This is a genomic window from Nioella nitratireducens (assembly GCF_001879715.1).
In the GTDB taxonomy this organism is placed as follows: Bacteria; Pseudomonadota; Alphaproteobacteria; order Rhodobacterales; family Rhodobacteraceae; genus Nioella; species Nioella nitratireducens.
Window position 1 is genome coordinate 154,168 of record NZ_MNBW01000008.1, and the last position, 24,266, is coordinate 178,433.

Genomic DNA, 24,266 nt, shown 5'->3' on the forward strand with positions numbered 1-24,266 from the left:
TCGCGTATTGGAGGATGTGAGAATGAAAACACCCATCATCGCCACGGGATTTGTCCTTGTTGCCAGCGCAGCAGCGGCACAGAATCCTGTATTGACAGTATACACTTACGACAGTTTCGTCTCGGAATGGGGCCCCGGCCCGGCCATCGAGGAGGCCTTCGAGGAAACCTGCGGCTGCGACCTGCAATTCGTCGGCGCAGGCGACGGCGCGGCGCTGCTGTCGCGCCTGTTTCTGGAAGGCGCGCAGACCGATGCGGACGTGGTCCTCGGGCTCGATACCAACCTGATCGCCCAGGCCCGTGAAATGGCCCTCGTCACCGATCACGGCCTCTCGGCTGAGGGTCTGACCCTTCCCATATCGTGGGATGACCCGCAGTTCCTCCCCTATGACTGGGGGTACTTCGCCTTCGTCCACCGCCGCACGCTGGAAAATGTACCCAGCAATTTCAGGGAGTTGGCGGATAGCGATCTGCGCATCGTGATCCAGGATCCACGCTCGTCCACCCCCGGTCTGGGCCTGTTGATGTGGGTCAAGGCCGCCTATGGCGACCAGGCCACGTCGATCTGGCAAGATCTGGCCGACAACATCGTCACCGTGACGCCCGGATGGTCCGAGGCCTATGGCCTGTATCTGGACGGCGAGGCCGACATGGTGCTGTCCTACACCACCTCGCCCGCCTATCATCTGATCGCCGAAGAGGATGACAGCCACACGGTCGCCGCCTTCGACGAAGGCCATTATTTGCAGGTCGAGGTCGCGGGCATTGTCAACACCACGGATCAACCGGATCTGGCGCATCGGTTCCTGGAGTTCATGCTGACCCCTGCCTTCCAGTCGGTCATTCCCACAACCAACTGGATGTATCCCGCCGCGCTGCCCGCCTCGGACTTGCCGGAAGGGTTCGAGACTCTGGTGATGCCGGACACGGCGCTGTTGTTCAGCCCGGAACAGTCACAGGCCATTCGGCCCGAAGCGTTGGAAGAATGGCGCGCCGCGCTCAGCCAGTAACGCCGTCCGAGGGGATGGGCGCGGCGGTGGCCGTGCTTGTCCTCTTGGCGGTGCTGGGCCCACTTTCGGCGGTTCTCTGGCGGGCCGAGGGCGTCACGGCGCTTGGCCCGCCAGATCTGTCGGCCATTCGCTTTACCATCTGGCAAGCGATTCTGTCGGCGCTGTTCAGCGTCGCGCTTGCCGTTCCCGTGGCCCGCGCCCTGGCGCGGCGGCGATTTGCCGGGCGGGCCACCCTGATCGAGCTGATGGGTGCCCCTTTCATCTTGCCCGTTATCGTGGCCGTTCTGGGCCTGTTGGCCATTTTCGGGCGCCGCGGTGTGTTAAACGCGGGGCTTGGGGCCGTGGGCCTGCCGGGGATAGAGATCTACGGGTTGCATGGGGTCGTGCTGGCGCATGTGTTTTTCAACCTGCCGCTGGCCGTGCGCCTGTTGCTGCAGGGCTGGCTGGCCATTCCGGCGGAACGGTTCCGGCTGGCTGCAACGCTTGGATTCACCTCGCGCGACATTGCCCGGCACATGGAATGGCCGATGTTGCGCACCGTCGCGCCGGGTGCGTTTCTGGTAATCTTCCTGATCTGCACCACCTCTTTCGCGGTGGCGTTGATCCTTGGTGGCGGACCACGCGCCACCACGGTGGAACTCGCGATCTACCAAGCCTTCCGCTACGAGTTCGACCTTGGGCGCGCGGCGTTGCTGGGTTTGGTGCAGGTGGCGATCTGTATCGTTGCCGGAGCGATGGTTTTGTGGGTGCGGGTGCCAGGCGGCATGGGCACCGGACTGGATCGACCGGTCGAGCGCTATGATGGGCAGGGGCGGCTGACCCGTTTTGTGGACGGGACCGCGATTGCCCTTGCGGCGCTGTTTCTGCTGCTGCCGATCCTTGCTGTCCTGCTCAAGGGCGCGGCCGGGCTTTGGGCGCTACCGGGAACGGTCTGGCAGGCTGCTCTGCGCTCGATCCTGCTGTCCTTGGCGACGGCCGGTGTCGCGGTGACCCTGTCCCTGCCGATGGCCATGCTGATCGCCAAGGGCCGCGTGAAGGGGCTGTTGGAAACCATCGGCGCCCTGACCATTGCGGTTTCGCCATTGGTCATCGGCACCGGTCTGTTCCTGATGTTGCGGCCCTACATGGCCCCGCAAAGCTCTGCCTTGCCGGTGACGGGGTTGGTGAACGCGCTGGCGGCGCTGCCCTTTCTGTTGCGGGCGTTGGTGCCTGCGATCGAAGAGGCCGAGGCGGGTTATGGCAGGCTGGCGGAGTCCCTCGGGATGAGTGGATGGCAGCGAATGCGGCACGTTCTGCTTCCACGCATTCGGCGGGCCCTTGGGTTCTCGGCGGGGTTGGCGGCGGCCATGTCGATGGGCGACCTTGGGGTCATCACCCTGTTCGCGGCCCCGCAACAGGGAACGTTGCCGTTGGAGATGTTTCGCCTGATGGGGTCGTTCCGCACCCATGATGCGCAGGCGGCGGCGGTTCTGCTCTTGGCGCTGAGCCTTGGGCTGTTCTGGATTTTTGACCGAGGAGGCCGCGTGAATGCTGCGACTTGAAACTGTCAGCAGGAGCTTCGACGGCTTTCGCCTGCACGCGGACCTGGCGGTGGCGCGGGGCGCGCGGCTGGCGGTGCTTGGCCCGTCAGGCGGGGGCAAGACGACGCTGCTGAACATGATTGCCGGGTTCCTGCGGCCCGATTCGGGCAAGGTCTGGATCGACGGACAGGACGTGACGGATTGGCCGGTGCCGGACCGGCCGCTGAGCCTGCTTTTTCAGGAGGGCAACCTGTTTCCGCATCTGTCGGCCTTTGACAACGTGGCGCTTGGGGTGGTGCCAAGCCTGCGGTTGCATGAGGCGGATCGTGCGGCGGTCGCCCAGGCATTGCAGCAGGTCGGCCTGTCGGGCTTGGCGGATCGCACGCCCGGTGATCTGTCCGGCGGTCAACGCTCGCGGGTGGCACTGGCGCGGATGCTGTTGCGGGACAAGCCGCTGGCGCTGTTGGATGAGCCCTTTGCCGCGCTCGACCCCGGATTGCGACGCGAGATGCTGGCATTGGTCGGCGAGTTGTGCGCTGCCCAAGGGTTGACGCTGGTCATGGTCAGCCACGAACTGCGCGACGCCGAGCGGCTGTGCACCGATCTGTGCCTGCTGGAGGACGGGGCCGTCACGCTGAATGGCGCACTTGCCCCGATGTTGGAGGCACCGCCCCCGGCCCTGACCCCGTGGCTGTAGACAAAAGAAAAACGCGCCCCGAGAGGCGCGTTTTCCAATGTCAGACGGCTGACAGGTTTAGCTGTCTTTCGCGGCCCGCTTGACCGGCGCCCACAGGCGCTTGTTGGTGAGGTAGAGCAGCGAGGCGAGGATGATCAGCAGCAGAACGGCGGTGAAGCCCATCTGCTTGCGCGCCATCATATGCGGCTCTGCAGCCCACATCAGGAAGGCGGCAACGTCCTCGGCCATGTGATGAACGTCGTTGGGCGAGCCATCGGCAAATTCCACCTGACCATCGTAGAGCGGCGGGGGCATGCCGATCATGCCGCCGGCGAACACGTGGTTCTCGTAGAGGGTGGAGCCAGCCATGGTCGTTTCTTCGCCGGTGTAGCCGTTCAGCAGCGAGACGATGTATTCCGGGCCGCCGATGCCGAACAGGAACTGGTTGATCCCCAGACCATAAGGCCCATGGAACCCGGCGCGCGACTTGGCCATCAGGCTGAGGTCGGGTGCACCGGCGGCGGTGTTGTGCGGAAAGTTATCGTTCGGCGTGGCGGTGCGGTAGTCGCGCAGGTCCTCGTCCCAGACTTCGATGAAGTTCTGGTCGATATAGGCACGGACCTGATCCTCGGGGATGCCGGGGCCGTCCTCGTTCGAGAGGGTGCGGATCGGCACATAGCGCAGACCGTGGCAGGCCGAGCAGACCTCGGTGTAGACCTGAAGGCCGCGTTGCAGCTGGTTCTGGTCAAAGGCGCCAAAGGGACCATCGAAGGAGAAGGGAATGTTCTCGACATGGCCACCTTCGCCAGCCGCCAGAGCCGGAGAGCCAGCAAGAGCAACGGCCGTCAGCGCGGTGAGTGCAAGTTTCCTGAGCATGTGATGTCAGTCCTTTTCTTTACTCGGCCGGGGTCGACGCAGCGGCGCCTTCGGACCCGGACTTGCCGTAGTGCTCTTTGAAATCTTCCTCGATGGTGGCTGGCTGCGGCAGCGGCTTTTCGAAGATGCCAAGCAGCGGCATGATCACCAGGAAGTAGGCGAACCAGTAGGCTGCTGCGATCAGCGACACCCAGGAGGTGAAGTCGGTCGGGGTTTGCGCACCTACCCACATCAGCACCATGAAATCGACGGCGAGCAGCCAGAACCACCACTTGAACAGCGGGCGGTAACGGCCAGACCGAACGGACGAGGTGTCAAGCCACGGCACGAGGGCCATCACCACGATGGCGCCGAACATGGCGATCACACCGAAGAACTTGGCGTCAACGATGCCACCGGTCAGGAAGCTGGCAAGTTGCACAACCCACACGTCGTTGGTGAAGGCCCGCAGAATCGCATAGAACGGCAGGAAGTACCATTCCGGAACGATGTGCGCAGGCGTCGCCAGCGGGTTGGCCTCGATGTAGTTATCGGGGTGGCCGAGGTAGTTCGGCATGAAGCCGACAACCGCGAAGAACCCGACCAGAACCACGGCCAGTGCGAAGAAATCCTTGATCACGAAGTAGGGCCAGAACGGCAGCGTGTCGGCGTCGGCATCCTTGCGCGAGGTGCGGCGCACTTCAACACCCGTTGGGTTGTTGTTGCCGGTGGTGTGGAAGGCCCAAATGTGGACGATCACGAGACCGGCAATGACGAAGGGCAGCAGGTAGTGCAGCGACAGAAAGCGGTTCAGCGTGGCATTGTCCACGGCGGGTCCGCCAAGCAGCCAGGTCTGGATTGCTTCCCCGATGAACGGGATCGCGCCGAACAGGCCGGTGATCACGGTCGCACCCCAGAAGGACATCTGCCCCCAAGGCAGAACGTAGCCCATGAAGGCTGTGCCCATCATCAGGACGTAGATCAGCATGCCGATGATCCAGGTCACTTCCCGCGGCGCCTTGTAGGAGCCGTAGTAGAGACCACGGAAGATATGCAAATAGACAGCGGTGAAGAACAGCGATGCGCCGTTGGCGTGGATGTAGCGCAGTGCCCACCCGCCGTTCACATCACGCATGATGTGCTCGACCGACGCGAAAGCGAGGTTCACGTTGGGGGTGTAATGCATCACCAGAACGATGCCGGTGACGATCTGCAACGCGAGGCAGAAAGCAAGGACGATGCCCCAGATCCACATCCAGTTCAGGTTCTTCGGCGTGGGGATCATCAGAGTGTCATAGAGAAGGCCGACGACGGGCAGGCGGCTGTGCAGCCACTTCTCGGCGTTCGACTTCGGCTCGTAGTGGTCGTGGGGAATGCCGGACATTTCTCGCTCCCTTAACCCAGAAGAATGGTGGTGGCGTCGGCGAATTCCGCCGGCGGGATGTGCAGGTTCTGGGGGGCGGGTCCGCGACGGATCCGGCCTGCGGTATCGTAGTGAGAGCCGTGGCAGGGGCAGAACCAGCCACCGAAGTCACCGGCGCCATCCCCCAGCGGCACACAGCCGAGGTGGGTACAGACGCCGCGCATCAGCAGCCATTCGCCGGTGTTGTTGCCCTCGAAATCGACCATGGTGCGGTTTTCGTCCGTTGCCGGTGCCGCTGCGTCGAGATTCTCGTTGCGCGCATTGTCGTCTACCAGTTCCGTGAGTTCGACGGCACGGCCCATTTCGATCTCGTCCGCCGTGCGGCGGCGGATGAAGATGGGTTTGCCAAGGAACAGGACGGTCAGCTGCGTGCCTTCCGAAAGCGTGGACACATCCACGCGCATCGTCGAGGCGGCCTGAACGTCAGCCGACGGATTCATCTGGTTGATCAGCGGCCAGACTGCAGCACCAGTGGCGACGATGCCCATGCCACCGGTGGCATAGTACAGAAAGTCGCGGCGGGTGCTGGGATGATCTTCTGCGTGTGACACCGAAAGCGTCTCCCTCATCAACGGCCCATGTCCCCGGGCCAGAAAAGCTAGCGAGGCCGCGGACCTCGTCGCAGCCAATATGGCGCCTTCTACAAGCGCAAGGGCCTTGACGTCCAGCGGACAAACGCGCGCAGACGGCCCGAATTGTCGCATCGGTGCAAAAACATGGGGTCAATCTGGCCGTGGTGTCGAAATGCCGGGATCTGCCCTATATTGACGTGGCAAACCACTCTTTCTCGAAAGGGAACCGTATGGCGCGGATAATCGCACGCATCGCGGCCCGCCTGCGCAGGGGGAATGGCTTCCTTGGCCTCTTGTCCCTTGCGGTGGTCTTGATGACCGCTCCGGTCGCTGACGCGCAGGACTCCGACCTAAGCGTTTACACCGGCGCGCAGATGGCCCCCGACAGCCGGATCGACTTTACCGACAGCCTCGGGGCATCGACCGGTTTCACGGCGGGGTGGGATGGGAACAGCGCCGAATGGCCGCCGTATTTCGGGGTCCGCTACACCCGATGGGTGGATGATCGCTTTGGCTGGGGTCTGGAATTCACCCATGCCAAGGTTTACGCCGATTCGACGACGCTGGCGGTCAACGGGTTTTCCCGGTTGGAAATGACCGACGGCCTGAACCTGCTGACCCTGAACGGATTGCGGCGCTGGCCGAATGACTCTCGCTGGACGCCCTATGTCGGCCTTGGCGTCGGTGTGGCCGTGCCCCATGTCGAAGTGATCACACCGCTTGGTAACCGGACTTTCGAGTATCAATATACCGGGCCTGCCCTGCGGCTGATCGCCGGTGTGTCCTACGAAATCGACGACAGGTGGTCAGTGTTCGCCGAATATAACGGCAGCTATTCCAGCCATGACATCGCATTGACAGCTGGCGGAAGGATGCAGACGGAAATCACGACACATGCCATCAATATCGGCGTGACCTACCGGTTCTGAGGGTCAAAGCGCGCGCTCCATCGCTTGGTGTGGAATGCCGGCATCGTCGAAGACAGGGCCATGGGCCACGAACCCGAGCACCTCGTAAAACCCGAGCGCGTGGGTCTGCGCATCCAGCACGGCGTGATGAAACCCTGCCTGCCGGGCATGGTCCAGCACCGTTTCCATGATCTGCCGTCCCAACCCGGTGCCGCGGTGCCCGGGCAGAACGGCAACGCGCTGGATCTTGGCGGTGTTCCCCTTGGGCAGCAGCCGCGCGACCCCTGCCGGTCCTGTCTGGTCGATGGCCAGAAAATGCAGGCAGGTGTCATCGAGACCGTCCCATTCCTCGGCCTCGCTGACGTTCTGCTCGCCCATGAACACCGCTTTGCGCAGCGCAAAGCACGCGGCGCGGTCCTCGGCGGTTTTGGCCAGCCTGATCTGCATCACAGCGGGAGGGTTGCCCGCATCGCGGCACGGTCGGCGAACTTGGCCTCCCAGGCGGTCAGCGAATCGCGCCCGGTCCGCCAGTCTTTGTCCGGGTGGCGGAAATCGAGATAACCAAGCGCGCAGCCGATGGCGATATGACCCATGTCAACGGGACCGTGCAGATGGCTCATCCATCGGGCTTCCAGTGCATCCAGCGCGTGTGTGACCTTGGCCCATTGGGCGTCGAGCCACGGCTGATACCGAAACTCTTCCGGTCGCACGCGTTTCTCGTAGACCGAAATGACGGCCGCATCCATGATTCCGTCTGCCGTGGCCTCCAGCGTCAAGGTTTCCCAGATGTGGGACTCGGGGTAGAGATCGGCCGCTGCGCGGGCATTGAGGTAACGGCAGATCACGCGGCTGTCGTAGATCGCGGGACCGTCGTCGCGCATCAGCGCCGGGATCTTGCCGACCGGGTTGGCGGCGGCGACCTCGGGCGCGGTGGCCATGGGGGTTGTCGTTACCTCTTGCAGGGCAACGTCGTCTTGACCGGTTTCGAGCAAAACCACCCGCACCTTGCGAACGAAGGGCGAGGCGGGCGAAGACAGCAATGTGATCATCTGAGGTTTTTCACTTTCAGTCGGGTCAGGGCAATGGCGTCGATGGACAGTCCGCGTCCGGTGGTGTTGAGGCGAAACGCGCGGCGCCAGCGGAAACTGGCATTCGCTTGTCCATCATCGGTGCGCAGGGTCGCGCCGTCCGGGGTGGCATCCATGATGTCTTCCAGGCGTTGATCGAGTTGGCGGTGCGACGTGGCCCGCGCCAGCGCATAGCCTGCAAGCGCGATGGTGCCATATTTAAGGGCAAGGCCGGCAAGCGGCGGAAGGGGCAGGGGCATGGGATCTCTCCTCTTTCCTGACCTTATAGGTAGGATGCGGGATGCGCCCTGTCTATTGCCCTTGGGAGACACCCATCATCAGGGCCGCCAAAAGGGCCGTTTCCTGCCCGATGCCCGACTCCGCCAGATGGCCCGCCGCTGCATGGCGCGCGTCGGGGCTTTTGTTCTGGGCCAGTTTCCAAGTGCCGTCCACCTCCTGCACCTCGAAGCGGAACGGACGGATCATGCGCATCAGCCGCGCCTGCGTATCCTCGGGCGTCTTGTCCAGCGTCCACGGTGTTTTGGGCAGTAGGCGGTCCTCGAAACTTGCCGTCAGACGGTCGAGCGAGGCGCGCAAGGCGTCGTCCGGCAAGGGGTGCAACAGGCCCCTCAGGTGAACGGCGACATAGTTCCAAGTCGGCACCTGCGCCGGGTCGCCATACCAATCTGGCGAGATGTATCCGTCTGGCCCGCCCACGGCGATCACGGCGGGCATGGGCCCGGTCACCGCGCGGGCGATCGGGTTGGACCGGACAAGGTGCAGGTCGGCCTCTCTGCCCGCGGCATCCAGCACGAAGGGAACATGAGACACCAGCGGGGCCGGATCGCCATTCACCGACAGCATCCCGAATCCACGGTCCTGCGCATAGGCAATGTGCAAGTCGCGCGGTTCCTTGCGGTAGATCGGGTTCGGGTGCATCGGACGGGATCCTGGGTGGTTTGGTCGTTTTCGCAACTTGTGCATGATGGTCCAGCTTGTAAAAGTGTCCATGTTCTCAGGGCGGGGCGAAATTCCCCACCGGCGGTATGTGGGCAACAGATCCACGAGCCCGCGAGCGCCCCCGGCCTGACCGGGGGGTCAGCAGATCTGGTGAGAGGCCAGAGCCGACGGTCACAGTCCGGATGGAAGAGAACGAGCAGTGAGCGTGTCCCGTCGGGCGCGGTCCCTGCCCGTGATCGCCTTGGGTGACGTGTCACCGGCCCGGCTGGCAACGAAAATTGGAAACCGGTTTTCGTGTCTGTCAGCGGCCATCCAAAGTGAAAGGAGATCGCGAAATGACACACACCCGATATGCGTTCGTGAAGGCCAACTGGCACTCAGAGATCGTGGATCAGGCCCTTGCCGGCTTTGCCCAAGTCATTCCCGCCGAACAGGTGGATGTCTTCGACGTGCCCGGCGCGTTCGAGATGCCACTGCTGGCGCGCGACCTTGCCGCGACCGGGCGCTATGGCGCCGTTGCCTGTGCGGCACTGGTCGTCGATGGCGGCATTTACCGGCATGACTTTGTCGCGCAGGCGGTCGTTGACGGGTTGATGCGTGCCGGAATGGACACCGGCGTGCCGATTCTTTCGGTGTCGCTGACCCCGCACCATTTCCAGGAAACCGACCATCACATCGGCATTTTCAAAGAGCATTTCCTACAAAAGGGCCGCGAAGCCGCCGAAGCCGCCCTTGGCATTTTGCGCACCCGTGCGTCGCTGGTGCAGGACGTCGCCGCCTGAGCAATACGAGGCGCGCGGCGCAAAGTGACGTCGCGCCCTTTTCCGGCCCCCTTGTGGCCGTTTGTCGCCGAGCGCATGGTGATCGGGCATTCCCCAGCCCGAGACCCATTTCATGTGGAACGGCATCGCCCTTCGCCTTTTGTCCGTCGGCTTCTTCGCCGCGATGTCTGCCACCGTGCATGGCTTGTCCCAGACCATTCCGGTTGGGCAGATCATCTTCTGGCGGTCCTTCGTCGCGATCCTTCCGATCGTGATCTACATGGTGTGGAGCGGTCGCTTTCCGAACGCATTGCGCACGCACCGGGTCAAGGGGCACGCCGTGCGCGGGATCTTCGGCGGCATCTCGATGACACTGTCCTTCATATCGCTCAGCTACCTGCCGGTTGCCAATGCCACTGCCTTGGCCTTTCTAGGACCGCTGATCTCGCTGCCAGCCGCCGCGATCCTGTTGGGAGAGCAAATCACCCGGCGCATCCTGTGGGCCGCGCTAGTGGGCTTCGGCGGGGTGATCCTGATGCTGGCCAGTTCGCTGGTCCGCCCCGAGGCCGGGACCGGGCAATTGATCGGGATCGGGGCCGGTCTGGCCTTTGCCGCGACCATGGGGCTGGTGCGCGTGCAGGTTCGCAACCTGACGCGCACGGAAAGCCCGGTGACCATCGCGTTCTGGTTTTCGGTCGTGTGTTCGGGGATCGGCGCTGCCAGCTATGTGCTGGGATGGGTGCCGATGACCTTGGCCGTGGCCGGGCCGCTGATCTTTGCCGGACTTCTCGGCGGTGTGGCACAGATCCTTGCGACCGAGGCCGCCGCGCGCGTTCCCGTCTCGCAGCTTGCCCCGTTCGACTATACCGGGATGATCTGGGCGCTTGGGTTCGACGTGCTGTTGTTCAGTGTCTTTCCTGACTGGATCAGCCTGATCGGCATGGCCGCGATCGTTCTGGCCGGGGTGATCACGGTCGTGACCCCGAGATCCCAACGCCCTGCCGCCGCCCCGCCCGCCCCGCGCCAGCCGTGGCACTGAGCACCGCGCGCCCTTGTGGATTGCCAATCCGGTGCACGGAGGTCATTCATATCGCAACACCGCAGAGTTCGCCGAGGTTCCGTGCAGACCCTCAAGATTTCAAATCGTGATGCCAGAACCCTCTGGCTGGACGCCCACGGCCTGGCCAACGCGCCACCCGGTGTGCTCGATACAGATGCGATGATACGGTCTTTGGGGTTCGTGCAACTGGATACGATCCAGATCGTCTCGCGCGCGCATCACCATATCCTCTGGAGCCGGAACCAAAAGTATCGTGAGCCGGTGCTGGACAAGGTGTTTGCCAGGAAGCGGCAGCTCTTTGAGCATTTCACGCATGACGCGTCGATCCTGCCGATGGCGTTCCTGCCGATGTGGCAGCGGCAATTCCGCAGGATGAAAGAAAGGGCGGCGCGCTCGTCTTGGTATGGTGGCGGGCTGGAGGCCGGGTTGCTGGAGACAGTCAAACGCCGCATCGCCGATGAAGGCCCGCTATCGACCCGCGATTTCGATACCCAGATCGACGGCCCGCGCGCAATGTGGCAACGACCGCCGCACAAGAAGGCACTGGATTACCTGTGGTATGCAGGCGAGCTTGCCACCAGCCACCGCGATGGATTCACCAAGTACTACGATCTTGCCGAAAGGGTCTTTGCGCCCGACCTGCTGGCCCGCCGGATCCCTGATCGAGAGCAGGTCGATTGGCTGTGCCGCGGGGCGCTGGATCGGTTGGGGTTCGGAACATCGGGCGAGATCCGAAAATTCTGGGATGCCACGGACCCGCGCGACGTGGCGGCGTGGCTGGAGCGGGACGGCGCATCGCTGGTCCCGGTCGAGATCGAGGGCGCCGACGGCGGCTGGACCAAGGCTTGGGCCTGCCCGGATATCGAAGCCCGCCTGCAAACTCTGCCGAAGCCAAGCGGGCGTCTGCGCATTCTCAACCCGTTCGACCCGGCGATTCGGGATCGTGTGCGGCTGAAGCGGCTTTTCGGCTTTGACTATACCGTCGAAATGTTTGTCCCCGCCGCGAAACGGCAATGGGGCTACTACGTTTTTCCGCTGCTTGAGGGCACCCGTTTCGTCGGAAGGATCGAGGTCAAGGCAGATCGGTCAGTGGGCAAGCTGAGCGTTCTCAATCACTGGCGGGAACCGGGGGTTGCCCTGTCCCGCGCCCGCGCCGACCGGTTGGATGCGGAACTGTTGCGTTTTGGGCGATTGGCCGGGGCAGACAGCGTGCAGTGGCTCTGCTCGAAAGCGCCGCGCGCGCCCGAATGAGCGCGCGCGGGCGGGTCATTCGACGGTCAGTCGGTGCTTTCCAACCCCTCGGGTTGCCCCACCACCACGACGCGCAACCCCTCGGGGTCCATCAGTCGGGCGGCAACGCGGCGCACGTCATCTTGGGTCACCGCGTTCACCCGGTCGTTTCGGGTGTTGATATAGCTGATCGGCATGTGGTCGGCCTGCATCCCGGCAAGGATCGCCGCGAGGTTTTCATTCCCGGTGAACCGCAAGGGATAGGCGCCGGTGAGGTAGGTCTTGGCGGCCTCCAGCTCTTCTTCCGCTACGCCGTTTTCGGCCACATCGGCCCATTGCTGGCGCAGCACCTCGACCGCCTGTGCCACCAGATCGTTCGAGGACGAGAACTGCCCCATCATCATCGGGCCATGGTCGAACAACACGAGAAAGGTCGAGATGCCGTAGGTCAGCCCGCGATCCACGCGGATTTCCTGCATCAGGCGCGACCGGAAATTGCCCCCACCCAGAACCTGATTCAGCACATAGGCTGCAAAGAAATCGGGGTCATCGCGCTCGATCCCCTCGTGACCGAAAAGCGCTGTCGATTGCGGAGTCGGATAGTCGATCACAGTCGTGCCGCCGCTCAGGGTATAGGGCGCATCCGCAGGCTGGGGCGCGCCTGTTTCGGGCAGGTCGCCCAACAACCGGTCGAGCAGCACGCCCAACTCATCCGGGGTGATGTCGCCCGAAACGCCGACCGACACCCGGTCTCGTGCCAGGGCACCCCGATGGGCGGCGATCAGGTCATCGCGGGTCAGGGCGTTGACGCTGTCCGGCGTTCCCTCTTCGGCCGAGCCATAGGGATGGTCGCCAAACGCCTGTGCATAGAACGCGGCACTGGCCAGTTCCGCCGGGTCGTGCTGGTTGGAGTCGATAATCGACAGAACCTGCCCGCGCACCCGGTCGATGGCGGTCTGGTCGAAACGCGGGTTCACCAACGCCTCGTGCAACAGGTCCACCGCCTGATCGCGATTCTCGGTCAACATCTGGGCAGTGATCGCGATGGAATCGCGATAGGCGCTGAACCCGAAATAGGCGGCCAGCGCTTCCGACCGGGCCGCGAACTCGGAATTGTTCATGTCACCCGCGCCTTCCTCCAGCAGGCCGGTCATCAGGTAGGTGGCGCCGCGATGATCCGGCGCATCGAGCGACGTGCCGCCTTGAAAGCGAATGTCCAGGGCGACGAAGGGCAGGGAATGATCCTCGACCAGCCAGGCGTTAATGCCGCCGGGCGAGGTGACCTCCTGAATATCCACCTGCGCAATGGCGGGCGCGGCGGTCAACACGGCAAGGGCCGTCAGGATAACGCGGAACATGGTCACTCTCCTTACAGGCCGGGGGCGTTGAGGTAACCGGTCACCGAGTGGGTCTCGGTGAACAGGTCGTTGGCGGCCTGCATGACCTCTTCCATGGTGATCGAGTCGATGATGTCGGGCCAAGCTTCGATATCTTCGACCGTCAGACCAGAGGCGAGGCCGGTGCCATACATCCGCGCCAAGGCGCTGACATCGTCCTGCGAATAGATCATGTCGGCGCGCCACTGGAACTTGATGCGTTCGAAGCGTTCGGGGTCAATGCCGTCCTCAAGAAACTGCGCAACAACGCGGTCGAGATCGGCTTCGGCCTCGTCCAGCGAAACGCCGGGAACGGGCACGTTGTAGAGCGTGAAAACCGTGTCATCGAGATTGGTGCCGTTGTAGCCGGCCGCAGCGTAGAGCGAGCGCTCTTCCTCGACCTGAAGGGTGCGGGGCAGCACGGCGGTGGGGCCGGAACCGAGGATATTTGACAAGAGCGTCAGCGCCGCCGCCTGACGCTGATCTCCGGGGTCGCGTTCGGGGGCCAGATACTGGCGCACCACGTAAGGATCGGACACGCGTGGATCTTCGTAGGACACGGTGCGGTCGGCGATCTGCGGCGGCTCGGACGGGCGAACGCGGGCGCCGACGCCCGAGGGTTCCAGCGGGCCGTAATATTGCTCGGCCAAGGTGCGCACTTCGTCAGGTGTCACATCGCCCGCAACCACCAAGATGGCGTTATCGGGGGCATAATTGTGATGGTAGAAGTTGAACACGTCAGGGCGGTCCAGCGTCTCGATCTCGTGCCGCCAACCCGCGATCGGGATGCGGTAGGGATGGGCAAGGTAAAGTGCGGCGCGCATCTGTTCGGTGAAAAGAGCACCTGCGTTGGAATCGGTGCGTTGCGCGCGCTCTTCCAGAATGACGCTACGTTCGGTCGCGATATCCTCGTCCGTCAGCAGCAGGTTGCGCATCCGGTCGGCTTCCATTTCCATCATCAGGCCAAGCCGGTCGGAGGCGACGCGCTGGAAATAGGCGGTGTAATCCCAACTGGTAAAGGCGTTGTCAGAGCCGCCATTGGCCTCGACGATCTGGCTGAACTCACCATTGTCGAGCGTATCAGTGGCCTTGAACATCAGGTGTTCAAGGAAGTGCGCGATGCCGGATCGGCCGGGCGGTTCATCGGCGGCCCCGACGCGATACCAGACCATGTGAACCACGACCGGGGCGCGGTGATCTTCGATCACGACGGCCTGCATGCCGTTGTCGAGGGTGAATTGGGTGACATCGGCGGCCATCGCCTGCGGGGCCATCGGAACAATGGCCAGACAGGCGGCCAGCGCAAATCGCAGCATTCGCAACCTCTTGTGAAAAAACGCGTCTCCATCAACAGATACGGGCTTTGCGGCCCGTATCAAGCTTGGTGACAAGGATGTGAGCGGGAACACGCGGCGCGGTCGGCGATCAATTGCGCGTTGCGCTGCCTTCCGGTGGAGCGGCTGGGGTCCAGATGCCGGCGGCGCGAAGACGCTCAAGCTCGGCATAGCGGTCGAGCGACATTTCGCGGTAGGCGCGGTGATAGGTGTTCACGGCCGCGATCCGTTCGAGAACGCGGCCCCGGTTGTGGCTGCGGAAATCGAGGTCTTCTGCGGCCAGCGTCTGGCGGATGTCCTGAGCCACGCCGAAGCGGGTGGCATAGCTGACAAGGCCCTGACCGCCAGACGGCGCACGGTTCACATTGCCTCCAAGCGCCGCTGCAACGTCGGCCTCAGGGTCGGGATCGGCGAGGTTGCCACCGCCCAAGGTCGGTGCCGGAAGCTGCTGCATGTCGGCAGGCATTTCCAGCGGCCGCGTTGGCAGGACGCCAAACTCATCCGGGCCCTGGCCGTCTGCACGCAGGTTCAGCAGACGGGGGTCCCCCCGGCTGCACGCCGCCAGTGCCATAAGCACAAGGCCCAAACCGATCGCTGTGCGAAACCTGCTCATCCAGTCTCTCCTCTCGGTCGGGTTTAGCGCAAGATTACACCGACGTCACGGGGTCATCTTCTTCGTATCGGCGAAGATCAGCAAGCCCAAGGCGCCCACGAAAATGCCCACATCCGCGATGTTGAAGGCAAAGGGGTTCTCGAAGCCGCAGCAGCTGGTGTTCAGGAAGTCGGCAACAGCCCCGTAGATCACCCGATCAGTCGCGTTCGACAGCGCCCCGCCCACGATCGCGCCAGCCGACAGCCACGAAATGGGGCGATGCATGCCATTGCGCGCCCACCACAGCAGCCACGCGGAAATGACGAAGGCCAGCGCCACCAGAAGCCAGCGGGTGGCGTTGGCGTCATTCGACAGCAGGCCGAAATTGACCCCGGTGTTCCAGCCCATGCGGAAGGTGAGATAGGGCGGGAAAACCGCGATCTCGCCTGCGTCGCGCAGGTTCATCCCGTAGAGGACAGCCCATTTGCTGATCTGGTCGATGCCGAACCAGAACAGGGCGGAAAGGAGGGTGAGACGCATGGCAGTGCCTTTTACTGGGCCGGTCAACTGGGCGGTCTGGGTGTTTCACCGCCTTGCGGCGGCGATGCGTGGCAGGGTGCTGCCCCCACACCCCCTAAAGTACCTCCCCAAGAAGAAGGGCTGGAGAGAGAAGGTTCAACCCCTTTCAGTGCCGGAAATGGCGCATCGCGGTGAAGACCATGGCAAGACCGGCCTCGTCTGCCGCCGCGATCACTTCGTCGTCGCGCATCGACCCGCCCGGCTGGATGACGCAGGTCGCGCCTGCGGCGGCGGCTTCCATCAGCCCATCGGGGAAGGGGAAGAACGCATCCGACGCAACGGCGGCCCCCTTGGTCAGCGGTTCGGGCAGGCCGAGCGCCTCGGCCATCCGTTCGGCCTTTTTCGCGGCGATCAGGGCAGAGTCGACTCGGCTCATCTGGCCCGCACCGACCCCCACGGTCGCGCCGTCACGCACGTAGACGATGGCGTTGGACTTGACGTGCTTGGCCACTTTCCACGCGAAAAGAAGGTCGCGCATCTGGGCGTCTGTGGGGGCCAGCTTGGTCACGACCTTCAGGTCGTCCATGCCGACGAAGCCGTTGTCCTTGTCTTGCAACAGGAAGCCGCCCGCGACCTGCCGGAAGGTCTGCCCGCCCGCGCGCGCATCGGGCAGGCCGCCGGTGGTCAGCAGGCGCAGGTTCTTCTTGGCGGCGAAGACCTCTTTCGCCTCGTCCGAGGCACCGGGCGCAATCACCACCTCGGTGAAAATACCGGTGATTTCGCGGGCGGTTTCTGCGTCGAGCGGCTGGTTCAGCGCAACGATCCCACCGAATGCACTGGTGCGGTCACAGTCGAAAGCGGCCTTGTAAGCATCGAGCAATGTCGCGCCGGTGGCCACGCCGCAAGGGTTGGCGTGCTTGATGATAGCGCAGGCGGGGCCCTGGGCCGGAGTGAACTCGGCCACCAGTTCAAAGGCCGCGTCGGTGTCGTTGATGTTGTTGTAGCTAAGTTCTTTACCCTGATGCTGGACAGCGGTGGCAACCCCTTCGCGACCCGAGCCATCGACATAGAAGGCGGCCTGCTGATGGCTGTTTTCGCCGTAGCGCAAAGTCTGCTTCAGTGTGCCGGCAAAGGCGCGGCGGCGGGGGGCCTTGTTTCCGAGTGCTCCGGCCATCCAGGCCGAGACAGCGGCATCATAGGCGGCGGTGCGGGAATAGGCGGCCAGGGCCAGTTGCTGGCGGAAGGAATAGGTCGTCGCGCCATCGTTCCGGGCCAGTTGGTCAAGCAGGGCGGCGTAATCCTCGGGGTCGGTCACGACGTTGACGAAAGCGTGGTTCTTGGCCCCGGCGCGGATCATTGCGGGGCCGCCGATGTCGATATTCTCGATGCAGTCGGCATAGTCCGCGCCCTTGGCGACGGTCGCCTCGAACGGGTAGAGGTTGACGACCAAAAGGTCGATGCCCTCGATCCCGTGCTCCTGCATCGCGGCCAAGTGGGCTTCGTTGTCGCGCAGGGCCAGCAGGCCACCATGCACCTTGGGGTGCAAGGTTTTCACGCGGCCATCCATCATCTCGGGAAACCCCGTGACCTCGGCCACGTCCTTGACCGCCAGGCCCGCTTCGCGCATCGCGCGGGCCGAGCCGCCGGTAGAGAGCAGCTCCACGCCCCGGTCGGCAAGCGCCTTGGCGAAGTCGATCAGGCCGGTCTTGTCGGAAACGGAAAGAAGGGCGCGGCGCAGCGGCACGAGGTCGGTCATGGTATCTCCTGTCATCTCAGAGCCGGAGAGGGTCTTGCGAATAGTCGCGGCGTCCCCGCGGCGCGTCGGCGGGTTTGGCAAGGCTCCAGCTTACGGCGCTGCCATAATCGGTTACGCGGGAAGATAGAACGATTTGTTTTGTCGCGCGCGGCTTCAGACGGCCGGATTCGAGGTAAACGCTCTTTTCCAGCGTCAGATTTGCCTCTCGACCGTGACGAAACACCCAGACTTCGCCGCCGCGCAGGGTCAACGACACGGCCGCGCCGCCCAGGTCCAGTTCGGCCTCGACATCGGGGTGCAAGTGGAAGCGCACGGAATAGGGGATGCCTTCGATGGGCAGGCGGGTCATCACCCGGTCCAGCGTGTCGCGGTCCTTGTCGGTAATGGCGGCCAGCCCATCTTCGCCTCGCAAAAGCCGCCCGTCACTTTCCAGACTGAGACTGCGCAGGTGGATCAGGCCGTGGGTCCGGCGGTATCCGTCATGGGAAAAGGCGACGGCGCGGGCGCCGCCGCTGTCGCTTTCCTGCACCTCAACGGTTTCCGGGCCTTCCAGAAGCGGTTGCTTGACCACGCCGTGATAGGCCGAGCGCGGTCCGAGCCGCGCCGAGGAATAGCCGTCGATGGCCAGTGTCGAATGCGAAGAGGTGGCCCGCCCCGCCCGGCGCCAGTCAGCCCCGAACCCCGCGCCGGACCCGCAATTGACGATCACCGGACGGCGACCGGACGTCAACTCGAAGGCCAGCGTGGAGGCGTGGGAATTATAGGCTTCTGGCCCCAGCATCGGCGCGGCCGCATCGACCACGACCGAGGTGCGCCCGCCGGCCAGCCGAGCATAGCCCATGGCAAGCCCCGAAACCGTTGCGGGCCGCACGCCCGATTGCGCCAGTGCCTGGTCGAGCCGCCCGGTCTGCCCACCCCCGCCGCCCTGAAACCGCGCCAGCCCGCCATCGGTGTGGCGCAGGCTGCGCAGGGTCGGCGCGATGCGCATGATCGCGGTATCGACCGCCGGGTCCGGGCGCTTGCCGGATTCCGCCAGCACGGCGGCGGTCCAGGTCAGCAGGGTAAAGACACCCAGCAATTCTTCCGGATTGCGTGTGACGATCCCGCCCGAGGCATCGACCTCGCGTGCGCATTCCTGTGCCAAGGCCTTGAGCGCCGGTTTCAGGTGGTGGGCCACACCCGTCAGCGAACAAGCCGAGTAGATCAGCCCTGTCAGTGCTTCGAACCGCGGCAGCCCGTGCGAGGTGGTGCGCCAGCGGCGGGCGAGGAAATCGGCCTGTCGCCCGAGGGTGGCATACAAGGCGCGTGTGTCGGTCTGGTCCTGCCCGCTCATCAAAAAGAGCGCATGGCTGATCCAGCGAATCTGGCGACGCCCGACAAGATCGGGGGTCCAGCCCGGCCCCTTGCCGGTGCCGTAGCGGGTCAGCCAGCTTGCCAGCCAGTCCTGAGCCATCGGGCGGCCCGATCCATCGGCCACGGCGGCCAGATGGTCGAGCCATTCGAAGCCATGCAATTCGTCCTCGAACGCGTCCGAGGGCGGATCGAGTGCCCATGGCACATCCCGTGGCATCTGCACCAGAACCCCGGCGAACAGCAGGTTTCCGGCCATCAACTGCCGTCCGCGCGCATCCGACCCGATCGAGCGCGGAACGGGCTGCGAGGTAAAACCTTTGGGATTGGGCCCATAGCCCGCCCGCCACGCGGCCCACCGATTGGCGAACCGGCGCAAATGCCCGGGACGCTCCCTGAGGGAGACCGGGGCAGGGGACAGGGTGTCGGACATGTGAAGCGGACTGCTCTTATTCTTGTGTCCGCAGGATAGCAGGTCTCAGCCGCGTTTCAAAAGGGCCATGTAGAAGCCGTCCATTCCGCCCATGTCGGCCCAGAAATCGGGGCGCAGACGCAATCCGCCCTCGGGGCTGGCCCAAATCTGATCGCCGCCGAGCGGGACGGGGTCGATGGGGACAATGGTCAGATCGTCATGGCGCTTCAGCGCAGCCTTGACCTGATTCTCACCCTCGTTCGGCAACAGCGAACAGGTGCAGTAGACCATGCGCCCGCCGGGCTTTAGCAGCGTGTGCGCCTTGTCGATCATCTGCATTTGCAAACGGGTCAGGGATTCGACCTCGGCCGAGGTCTTGACGAAGGGCAGATCGGGGTGGCGACGGATGGTGCCGGTCGCCGAACAGGGCGCGTCCAGCAGGATCGCGTCGAAAGGGTCGGCGTCATAGGTCAGGGCATCATCGGCGACAAGGCTGGCGGTCAACCGGGTGCGCGAGAGGTTTTCCGCAACCCGCCTGAGCCGCGACTCGGACACATCGAGGGCGGTTACATCGGCCCCGGCGGCGGCAAGCTGCATGGTCTTGCCGCCGGGTGCGGCGCACAGGTCGAGCACGCGTTGGCCCGCGACATCGCCCAACAGCCGGGCGGGCAGGGCGGCAGCGGCGTCTTGCACCCACCAATCCCCGGTCTCGTAGCCAGGCAGGGCCGTGACCTGCGCCTGAGCCAGACGATAGGAGCCGGTGGGCAGCAACGTGGCGCCCTCCACGGTGACGCCGGGTTTTGGGGTGATGTCGATCGGGGTGGCGCGTTCATGAGCGGCCTCCATGGCCGCGACGGCCTCGACCCCATAGGCCTTGTGCAGCGGTTTGCGCAGCCAGATCGGCAGGGCCTGCGGGGGGGTGCTGGCCCATGTGTCGCGCGCTTCTGCATCCAGTTTGCGCAGGACAGCGTTGATCATGCCCGAGGCGCGGGACCAGCGGGGATGGCGCTTGGCAATCTCGACGAGCGAGGCGACGACGCCGTGGGGTTCCGAGCCATCCACCAGCAATTCCGCCGCCCCGAGGCGCAGCAGGTTCTGCACGGCAAGCGTGGGGCGACGTTGCAGATAGGGCCGCAAGACGGCATCGAGCCGCCCCAAATGCCGCAAAACCGTAAGGGCCAGCCGGTGCGCGCGGGCGGCTTCTTCGCCCGACAGCTCTGCGGGGGTGGGCAGGTGCGACAAAAGCCGATGCTCCATCATGACGGCGCGCAGGGCGTCCAGCGCTGCACGGCGGGCGGGCAGGCCGGTATCGTTGCCGGTCTCAGACATGGGCGGTCCTCTTGTCACTCAACCCGGGCGGGGTATATCAAAGCCACAGACCGCACAAGGATGGCACAGATGTCCGATCAGAGCCCGCAAGACGCGCCCCCCGACCTGCCCCCCGCAGCACAGCGTGCGCTGGCCGAGGCAGAGGAACGGCGCAAGGCCGCGAAGGCGTTGGACCTTCCTACGGAACTTGGCGGGCGCGACGGACCCGAGCCCGTGCGGTATGGCGATTGGGAAAAGAAGGGCATCGCGGTCGATTTCTGATGCCAGACGCACGGTCACCTCGTCTGGCCGCAAGCGTCTTTCCCCGGACTGAACAGTTGTGCACCCTGCCTCGACCCAGCCCCGACCTGCCGCGGAGGGCTGGCTTCAGCGCATCCCCAAAACATCGAGCATGTCGAAATCGCCGGGGCCCTTGCCCTGCCCCCAAAGCGCAGCCTTGAGCGCGCCGCGGCCGAAGATGGCGCGGTCGGTGGCGACGTGGCGCAACACGATGCGCTCGCCCTCGCCCGCGAACAGCACGTCATGCTCGCCCACGATGTCGCCGCCGCGGATGGCGGAAAAACCGATATGGCCGCGTGTCCGGGCCCCGGTGATGCCGTCTCGTCCCCGGTCGGCTGCCGCGTTAAGGTCGATGCCGCGCCCGTCTGCGGCGGCCTGCCCCAGCATCAGCGCGGTGCCCGAAGGCGCGTCGACCTTGTGGCGGTGATGGGCCTCGATCACCTCGATATCGAAATCGGCGTCCAGCGCGGCGGCGACCTGCCGGGTGATCTGCACCAGAAGGTTCACGCCGAGGCTCATGTTGCCGGCGCGGATGATCGTCGCGTGGCGCGCGGCATGGCCGAGCGCGGTTATGTCGGCATCGGACAGGCCGGTGGTGCCAATGACGTGGACGCAACGCGCCTGCGCGGTCAGTTGGGCATGGGCCAGCGTCGCGGCGGGCGAGGTAAAGTCGATCACAGCCTGCGCGTTCACGATGGCATCAATAGGGTCGCCATGGACCATTACGCCAGTGGCTGCCCCGCCCATGCATTCGCCCAGATCGCGGCCCGCCCAGTCATGGTCCGGTCGTTCGGTCACTGCGACCAGATGCGCGGCGGGGCTTTCGGTCACCAGTTTGATCAGCATCTGGCCCATCCGGCCCGACGCGCCCATCACCGCGATTCCTACGCTGCCCTGCATGGTCTTCCCCTTTGGCTGAAACCTGCCAATTGCTCTACCGCACCCGTGGCGTGCGCGAAAGCGGTTGCTTGCGAGGGGGCGGGTGATCCCATAAGTGGGGGTCAAAGGATGATACCCATGGCAAAGAACAAGTTTCACGACGGCCCCGGCCCCTCGCAGCGGCAGCTTCGGGTGGGCGAATTGCTGCGGCGCACCCTGTCGGATGTGCTGATGCAGGGCGATATTCACGACCCCGAGCTGAACCAGCTGTCGATCACCGTCAGCGAGGTGCGGACCTCGCCCGATCTGAAGATCGCGACAGTCTATGTGCTGCCGCTTGGTGGTGGACATCGGCAAGAGGCGATTCAGGCGCTCAAGCGCAACAAGGGCGAATTGCGTCGCGTGATCACCAAGCAGATGAACCTGAAATATGCACCTGACCTGCGGTTCCTGATCGACGACACGTTCGACAAGATGGACGACACCCGGGCGCTGTTTCAACAGGAAAAGGTCCGTCAGGATCTGGACCGGGACGAGGACGACGACTGAGATGCGCGCGGCCCTTCTTTCGCTGATCCTGTCGCTGGTGGCCGTGTCTGCCCCCGCAGAGGAATGCCGACAGGAGCGATTCGAACAGGCCCGGTATTCGGTTTGCGAGGTGGACCTGACACAGGATGACCTGAGGCTGTTTTTGCGCGATGCGTCGGGCGAGGCTTTTGGCACCTTTTCGCGGGTCGAGGACAGCCTTGGCCCCGGTCGGCGCCTCGGCTTTGCGATCAATGCCGGGATGTATCACGATGATCTGGCACCCGTGGGCCTCTATATCGAAGATGGCCAACAGGAAATGCGCGTCATTACCTCTGACGGGCCCGGTAATTTCGGGCTGCTGCCCAATGGCGTCTTTTGCATTCAAGAGCGCCGCGCGCAGGTGATCGAAAGCCGCGCCTACGCCGCCAACCCGCCCGAGTGCCGCTATGCGACCCAATCGGGGCCGATGCTGGTGATCGACGGGGCGCTGCATCCGCGTTTCCTGCCGGGCAGTTCGTCGCTCAACATCCGCAACGGTGTGGGCGTAGATGCCAACGGCACGCGGGTGGTCTTTGCAATTTCGGACGATCCGGTGAATTTCGACACGTTCGGGCGGTTCTTTCGGGATCGCCTGCACACGCCCAATGCGCTTTACCTCGACGGTCGGGTGTCGCGGCTTTATGCGCCGCAGATCGGGCGCGATGATTTCGGCTTTCCGATGGGGCCGATCCTCGGCACGGTTGTTGACGGGGCGCAGAAGTCCCGCTAGCAGAAGCGCCCTTCTGATAGGGTTGTGAACGGAGGCCCGGAATGGGGCGCAAGCGCAAGGGACGCGATATTTCTGGCTGGCTGGTCGTGGACAAGCCCGCGGGGGTGACCTCGACCGCCGTGGTGGGCAAGGTCCGGTGGGCGTTGGAGGCCAGGAAGGCCGGTCATGCCGGGACGCTGGACCCCGAGGCGACCGGCGTTCTGGCGGTGGCGCTTGGCGAAGCGACCAAGACCGTGCCGTTCATCACCGATGCGATGAAATCCTATGTCTTCACGGTGACCTTCGGGGCCGCGACCAATACCGACGATGCCGAGGGTGAGGTGATCGCGACAAGCGACGCGCGCCCCACGGATGACGAGATCACCGCCGCGCTCAAGGCGTTTGAGGGGGACATCATGCAGGTGCCGCCCAAGTTCTCGGCGGTGAAGATCGACGGCGAACGCGCCTATAAATTGGCTCGCGACGAGGAAGAGTTCGAGATCGCCGCGCGACCGCTGTTCTTGGAAAGCCTTGTCTTGCTGGACCGGCCCGATGCCGACCATGCAGTGTTGGAAATGGTCTGCGGCAAGGGCGGTTATGTCCGCGCCATCGCGCGCGATCTGGGGCAGGCGCTTGGCTGCTACGGCCATGTGAAACAGTTACGCCGGGTGTGGTCTGGTCCCTTCGACGTTGACGAGGCGGTGAGCTTTTCGGTGATCGAAGAACTGGCCAGAACCGCCGATCTCGATCAATACCTGTTGCCGCTGGAACTGGGCCTGTCCGATCTTGACGAACTGCGCGCCACCGATCTGGGGTTTGCCCGGCTCAAGAACGGCAATCCGGGGCAGGTTCTGGGCCATGCCGAGTATGGCGACGAGGTCTGGGTGTCTTACAATGGCACCCCCGTCGCGGTCGGCATCTATCGCGGCGGAGAGGTTCACCCGAACCGCGTTTTCAACCTGTAACGCTTGGCTTTCACGCCTCGGTCGCGCAGCTGTGTTCGCGTTTTGACCCCTGCCTGTGCTAGGGTGGCCGTGGGAGAACCGTCTGGTTTCGCCCGTCTCGCCCGAGTTACGGGCGGAACCTCCCGGTGTCGTCCTGACCATTCAGGATGCAGGAGGTT

The 24,266-nt window shown here is 64.2% G+C and carries 26 protein-coding genes and 1 riboswitch; of the genes, 11 read left to right on the top strand and 15 right to left on the bottom strand.

Features of this window, described 5'->3' with window-relative positions:
* Positions 1–22: 22 nt before the first annotated feature.
* From thiB to BKY27_RS09960, 3 genes are read left to right on the top strand one after another with little or no spacing between them, the layout of a single operon-like run.
* Positions 23–1,009 (top strand): thiamine ABC transporter substrate binding subunit, encoded by a 987-nt coding sequence (gene thiB, locus BKY27_RS09950; protein ID WP_071674321.1) that lies wholly within the window; start codon positions 23–25, stop codon positions 1,007–1,009.
* Positions 985–2,550 carry an ABC transporter permease subunit gene (locus BKY27_RS09955; RefSeq protein WP_071674322.1) on the top strand — a complete coding sequence of 522 codons (1,566 nt, stop codon included), beginning with the start codon at positions 985–987 and terminating at the stop codon, positions 2,548–2,550. The genes thiB and BKY27_RS09955 overlap by 25 nt, the downstream gene beginning before the upstream one ends.
* Positions 2,537–3,226, top strand: coding sequence for a thiamine ABC transporter ATP-binding protein (locus BKY27_RS09960; RefSeq protein WP_071674323.1), 690 nt, complete (start codon positions 2,537–2,539; stop codon positions 3,224–3,226). Before BKY27_RS09955 ends, BKY27_RS09960 begins: the two co-directional genes overlap by 14 nt.
* Before the next feature lie 57 nt (positions 3,227–3,283).
* Here BKY27_RS09960 and BKY27_RS09965 read toward each other — a convergent pair whose 3' ends face one another.
* The 3 genes from BKY27_RS09965 to petA are packed head-to-tail and all read right to left on the bottom strand — an operon-like array spanning position 3,284 to position 6,034.
* The gene (locus tag BKY27_RS09965; protein ID WP_071674324.1) at positions 3,284–4,081 is read right to left on the bottom strand and encodes a cytochrome c1; all 798 of its coding nucleotides are present in this window, start codon (positions 4,079–4,081) and stop codon (positions 3,284–3,286) included.
* A 19-nt stretch (positions 4,082–4,100) separates the two neighbouring features.
* Positions 4,101–5,444, bottom strand: coding sequence for a cytochrome b (gene petB, locus BKY27_RS09970; RefSeq protein WP_071674325.1), 1,344 nt, complete (start codon positions 5,442–5,444; stop codon positions 4,101–4,103).
* Positions 5,445–5,455: 11 nt separating this feature from the next.
* Positions 5,456–6,034 carry a ubiquinol-cytochrome c reductase iron-sulfur subunit gene (petA, locus tag BKY27_RS09975; RefSeq protein WP_071674392.1) on the bottom strand — a complete coding sequence of 193 codons (579 nt, stop codon included), beginning with the start codon at positions 6,032–6,034 and terminating at the stop codon, positions 5,456–5,458.
* 155 nt (positions 6,035–6,189) lie between these two features.
* Between petA and BKY27_RS09980 the strand changes: the two genes are divergently transcribed.
* The gene (locus BKY27_RS09980; protein WP_233491813.1) at positions 6,190–6,984 is read left to right on the top strand and encodes an outer membrane beta-barrel protein; all 795 of its coding nucleotides are present in this window, start codon (positions 6,190–6,192) and stop codon (positions 6,982–6,984) included.
* A gap of 3 nt (positions 6,985–6,987) precedes the next feature.
* On the opposite strand, the gene BKY27_RS09985 is transcribed toward BKY27_RS09980, so the two are convergent.
* Genes BKY27_RS09985 through BKY27_RS10000 form a run of 4 tightly spaced genes read right to left on the bottom strand, consistent with a single transcriptional unit; the run spans position 6,988 to position 8,969 of the window.
* A complete protein-coding gene (locus tag BKY27_RS09985; RefSeq protein WP_071674326.1) occupies positions 6,988–7,410 on the bottom strand; it encodes a GNAT family N-acetyltransferase in 423 nt (140 codons plus the stop codon).
* Positions 7,410–8,009 carry a glutathione S-transferase gene (locus BKY27_RS09990; protein ID WP_071674394.1) on the bottom strand — a complete coding sequence of 200 codons (600 nt, stop codon included), beginning with the start codon at positions 8,007–8,009 and terminating at the stop codon, positions 7,410–7,412. The genes BKY27_RS09985 and BKY27_RS09990 overlap by 1 nt, the downstream gene beginning before the upstream one ends.
* Complete coding sequence (locus BKY27_RS09995) at positions 8,009–8,290, bottom strand: hypothetical protein (protein WP_071674327.1); 282 nt, start codon at positions 8,288–8,290, stop codon at positions 8,009–8,011. Before BKY27_RS09995 ends, BKY27_RS09990 begins: the two co-directional genes overlap by 1 nt.
* 52 nt (positions 8,291–8,342) lie before the next feature.
* A complete protein-coding gene (locus BKY27_RS10000; protein ID WP_071674328.1) occupies positions 8,343–8,969 on the bottom strand; it encodes an FMN-binding negative transcriptional regulator in 627 nt (208 codons plus the stop codon).
* Positions 8,970–9,037: 68 nt separating this feature from the next.
* Positions 9,038–9,188, top strand: a riboswitch (FMN riboswitch).
* Positions 9,189–9,325: 137 nt separating this feature from the next.
* Between BKY27_RS10000 and BKY27_RS10005 the strand changes: the two genes are divergently transcribed.
* The 3 genes from BKY27_RS10005 to BKY27_RS10015 all read left to right on the top strand — a co-directional run bounded on the left by BKY27_RS10005 (position 9,326) and on the right by BKY27_RS10015 (position 12,062).
* On the top strand, positions 9,326–9,772 hold the full coding sequence (locus BKY27_RS10005; protein ID WP_071674329.1) for a 6,7-dimethyl-8-ribityllumazine synthase: 447 nt from the start codon (positions 9,326–9,328) through the stop codon (positions 9,770–9,772).
* A gap of 112 nt (positions 9,773–9,884) precedes the next feature.
* Positions 9,885–10,790 (top strand): DMT family transporter, encoded by a 906-nt coding sequence (locus BKY27_RS10010; RefSeq protein ID WP_071674330.1) that lies wholly within the window; start codon positions 9,885–9,887, stop codon positions 10,788–10,790.
* A gap of 81 nt (positions 10,791–10,871) precedes the next feature.
* Entirely contained in the window at positions 10,872–12,062 is a 1,191-nt protein-coding gene (locus BKY27_RS10015) for a winged helix-turn-helix domain-containing protein (protein WP_071674331.1), read from the top strand.
* A gap of 26 nt (positions 12,063–12,088) precedes the next feature.
* Here the strand turns inward: BKY27_RS10015 and BKY27_RS10020 are convergent, their stop codons facing one another.
* The 7 genes from BKY27_RS10020 to BKY27_RS10050 all read right to left on the bottom strand — a co-directional run bounded on the left by BKY27_RS10020 (position 12,089) and on the right by BKY27_RS10050 (position 20,709).
* Positions 12,089–13,399 (bottom strand): M16 family metallopeptidase, encoded by a 1,311-nt coding sequence (locus BKY27_RS10020; protein ID WP_084667925.1) that lies wholly within the window; start codon positions 13,397–13,399, stop codon positions 12,089–12,091.
* An 11-nt stretch (positions 13,400–13,410) separates the two neighbouring features.
* Positions 13,411–14,733, bottom strand: coding sequence for a M16 family metallopeptidase (locus BKY27_RS10025; RefSeq protein ID WP_071674333.1), 1,323 nt, complete (start codon positions 14,731–14,733; stop codon positions 13,411–13,413).
* Between the two features lie 109 nt (positions 14,734–14,842).
* Entirely contained in the window at positions 14,843–15,364 is a 522-nt protein-coding gene (locus tag BKY27_RS10030; protein WP_071674334.1) for a DUF3035 domain-containing protein, read from the bottom strand.
* A gap of 45 nt (positions 15,365–15,409) precedes the next feature.
* The gene (lspA, locus tag BKY27_RS10035; protein ID WP_071674335.1) at positions 15,410–15,883 is read right to left on the bottom strand and encodes a signal peptidase II; all 474 of its coding nucleotides are present in this window, start codon (positions 15,881–15,883) and stop codon (positions 15,410–15,412) included.
* Positions 15,884–16,028: 145 nt separating this feature from the next.
* The gene (gene purH, locus BKY27_RS10040; RefSeq protein WP_071674336.1) at positions 16,029–17,618 is read right to left on the bottom strand and encodes a bifunctional phosphoribosylaminoimidazolecarboxamide formyltransferase/IMP cyclohydrolase; all 1,590 of its coding nucleotides are present in this window, start codon (positions 17,616–17,618) and stop codon (positions 16,029–16,031) included.
* Positions 17,619–17,634: 16 nt separating this feature from the next.
* The gene (locus tag BKY27_RS10045; protein WP_084667926.1) at positions 17,635–19,401 is read right to left on the bottom strand and encodes a heparinase II/III family protein; all 1,767 of its coding nucleotides are present in this window, start codon (positions 19,399–19,401) and stop codon (positions 17,635–17,637) included.
* A 45-nt stretch (positions 19,402–19,446) separates the two neighbouring features.
* Entirely contained in the window at positions 19,447–20,709 is a 1,263-nt protein-coding gene (locus BKY27_RS10050) for an RsmB/NOP family class I SAM-dependent RNA methyltransferase (RefSeq protein ID WP_071674337.1), read from the bottom strand.
* A 69-nt stretch (positions 20,710–20,778) separates the two neighbouring features.
* On the opposite strand from BKY27_RS10050, the gene BKY27_RS10055 reads away from it, so the two are divergent.
* Complete coding sequence (locus BKY27_RS10055; protein ID WP_071674338.1) at positions 20,779–20,970, top strand: DUF1674 domain-containing protein; 192 nt, start codon at positions 20,779–20,781, stop codon at positions 20,968–20,970.
* Between the two features lie 105 nt (positions 20,971–21,075).
* Here the strand turns inward: BKY27_RS10055 and dapB are convergent, their stop codons facing one another.
* A complete protein-coding gene (dapB, locus tag BKY27_RS10060) occupies positions 21,076–21,888 on the bottom strand; it encodes a 4-hydroxy-tetrahydrodipicolinate reductase (RefSeq protein WP_071674339.1) in 813 nt (270 codons plus the stop codon).
* 117 nt (positions 21,889–22,005) lie between these two features.
* Between dapB and rbfA the strand changes: the two genes are divergently transcribed.
* Genes rbfA through truB form a run of 3 tightly spaced genes read left to right on the top strand, consistent with a single transcriptional unit; the run spans position 22,006 to position 24,108 of the window.
* The gene (rbfA, locus tag BKY27_RS10065; RefSeq protein WP_071674340.1) at positions 22,006–22,416 is read left to right on the top strand and encodes a 30S ribosome-binding factor RbfA; all 411 of its coding nucleotides are present in this window, start codon (positions 22,006–22,008) and stop codon (positions 22,414–22,416) included.
* A gap of 1 nt (position 22,417) precedes the next feature.
* Positions 22,418–23,164 (top strand): phosphodiester glycosidase family protein, encoded by a 747-nt coding sequence (locus BKY27_RS10070; protein ID WP_084667927.1) that lies wholly within the window; start codon positions 22,418–22,420, stop codon positions 23,162–23,164.
* Between the two features lie 41 nt (positions 23,165–23,205).
* Positions 23,206–24,108: a tRNA pseudouridine(55) synthase TruB gene (truB, locus tag BKY27_RS10075; RefSeq protein WP_071674341.1), complete on the top strand. Its 903-nt coding sequence runs from the start codon at positions 23,206–23,208 to the stop codon at positions 24,106–24,108.
* The last annotated feature ends 158 nt before the right edge of the window (positions 24,109–24,266 follow it).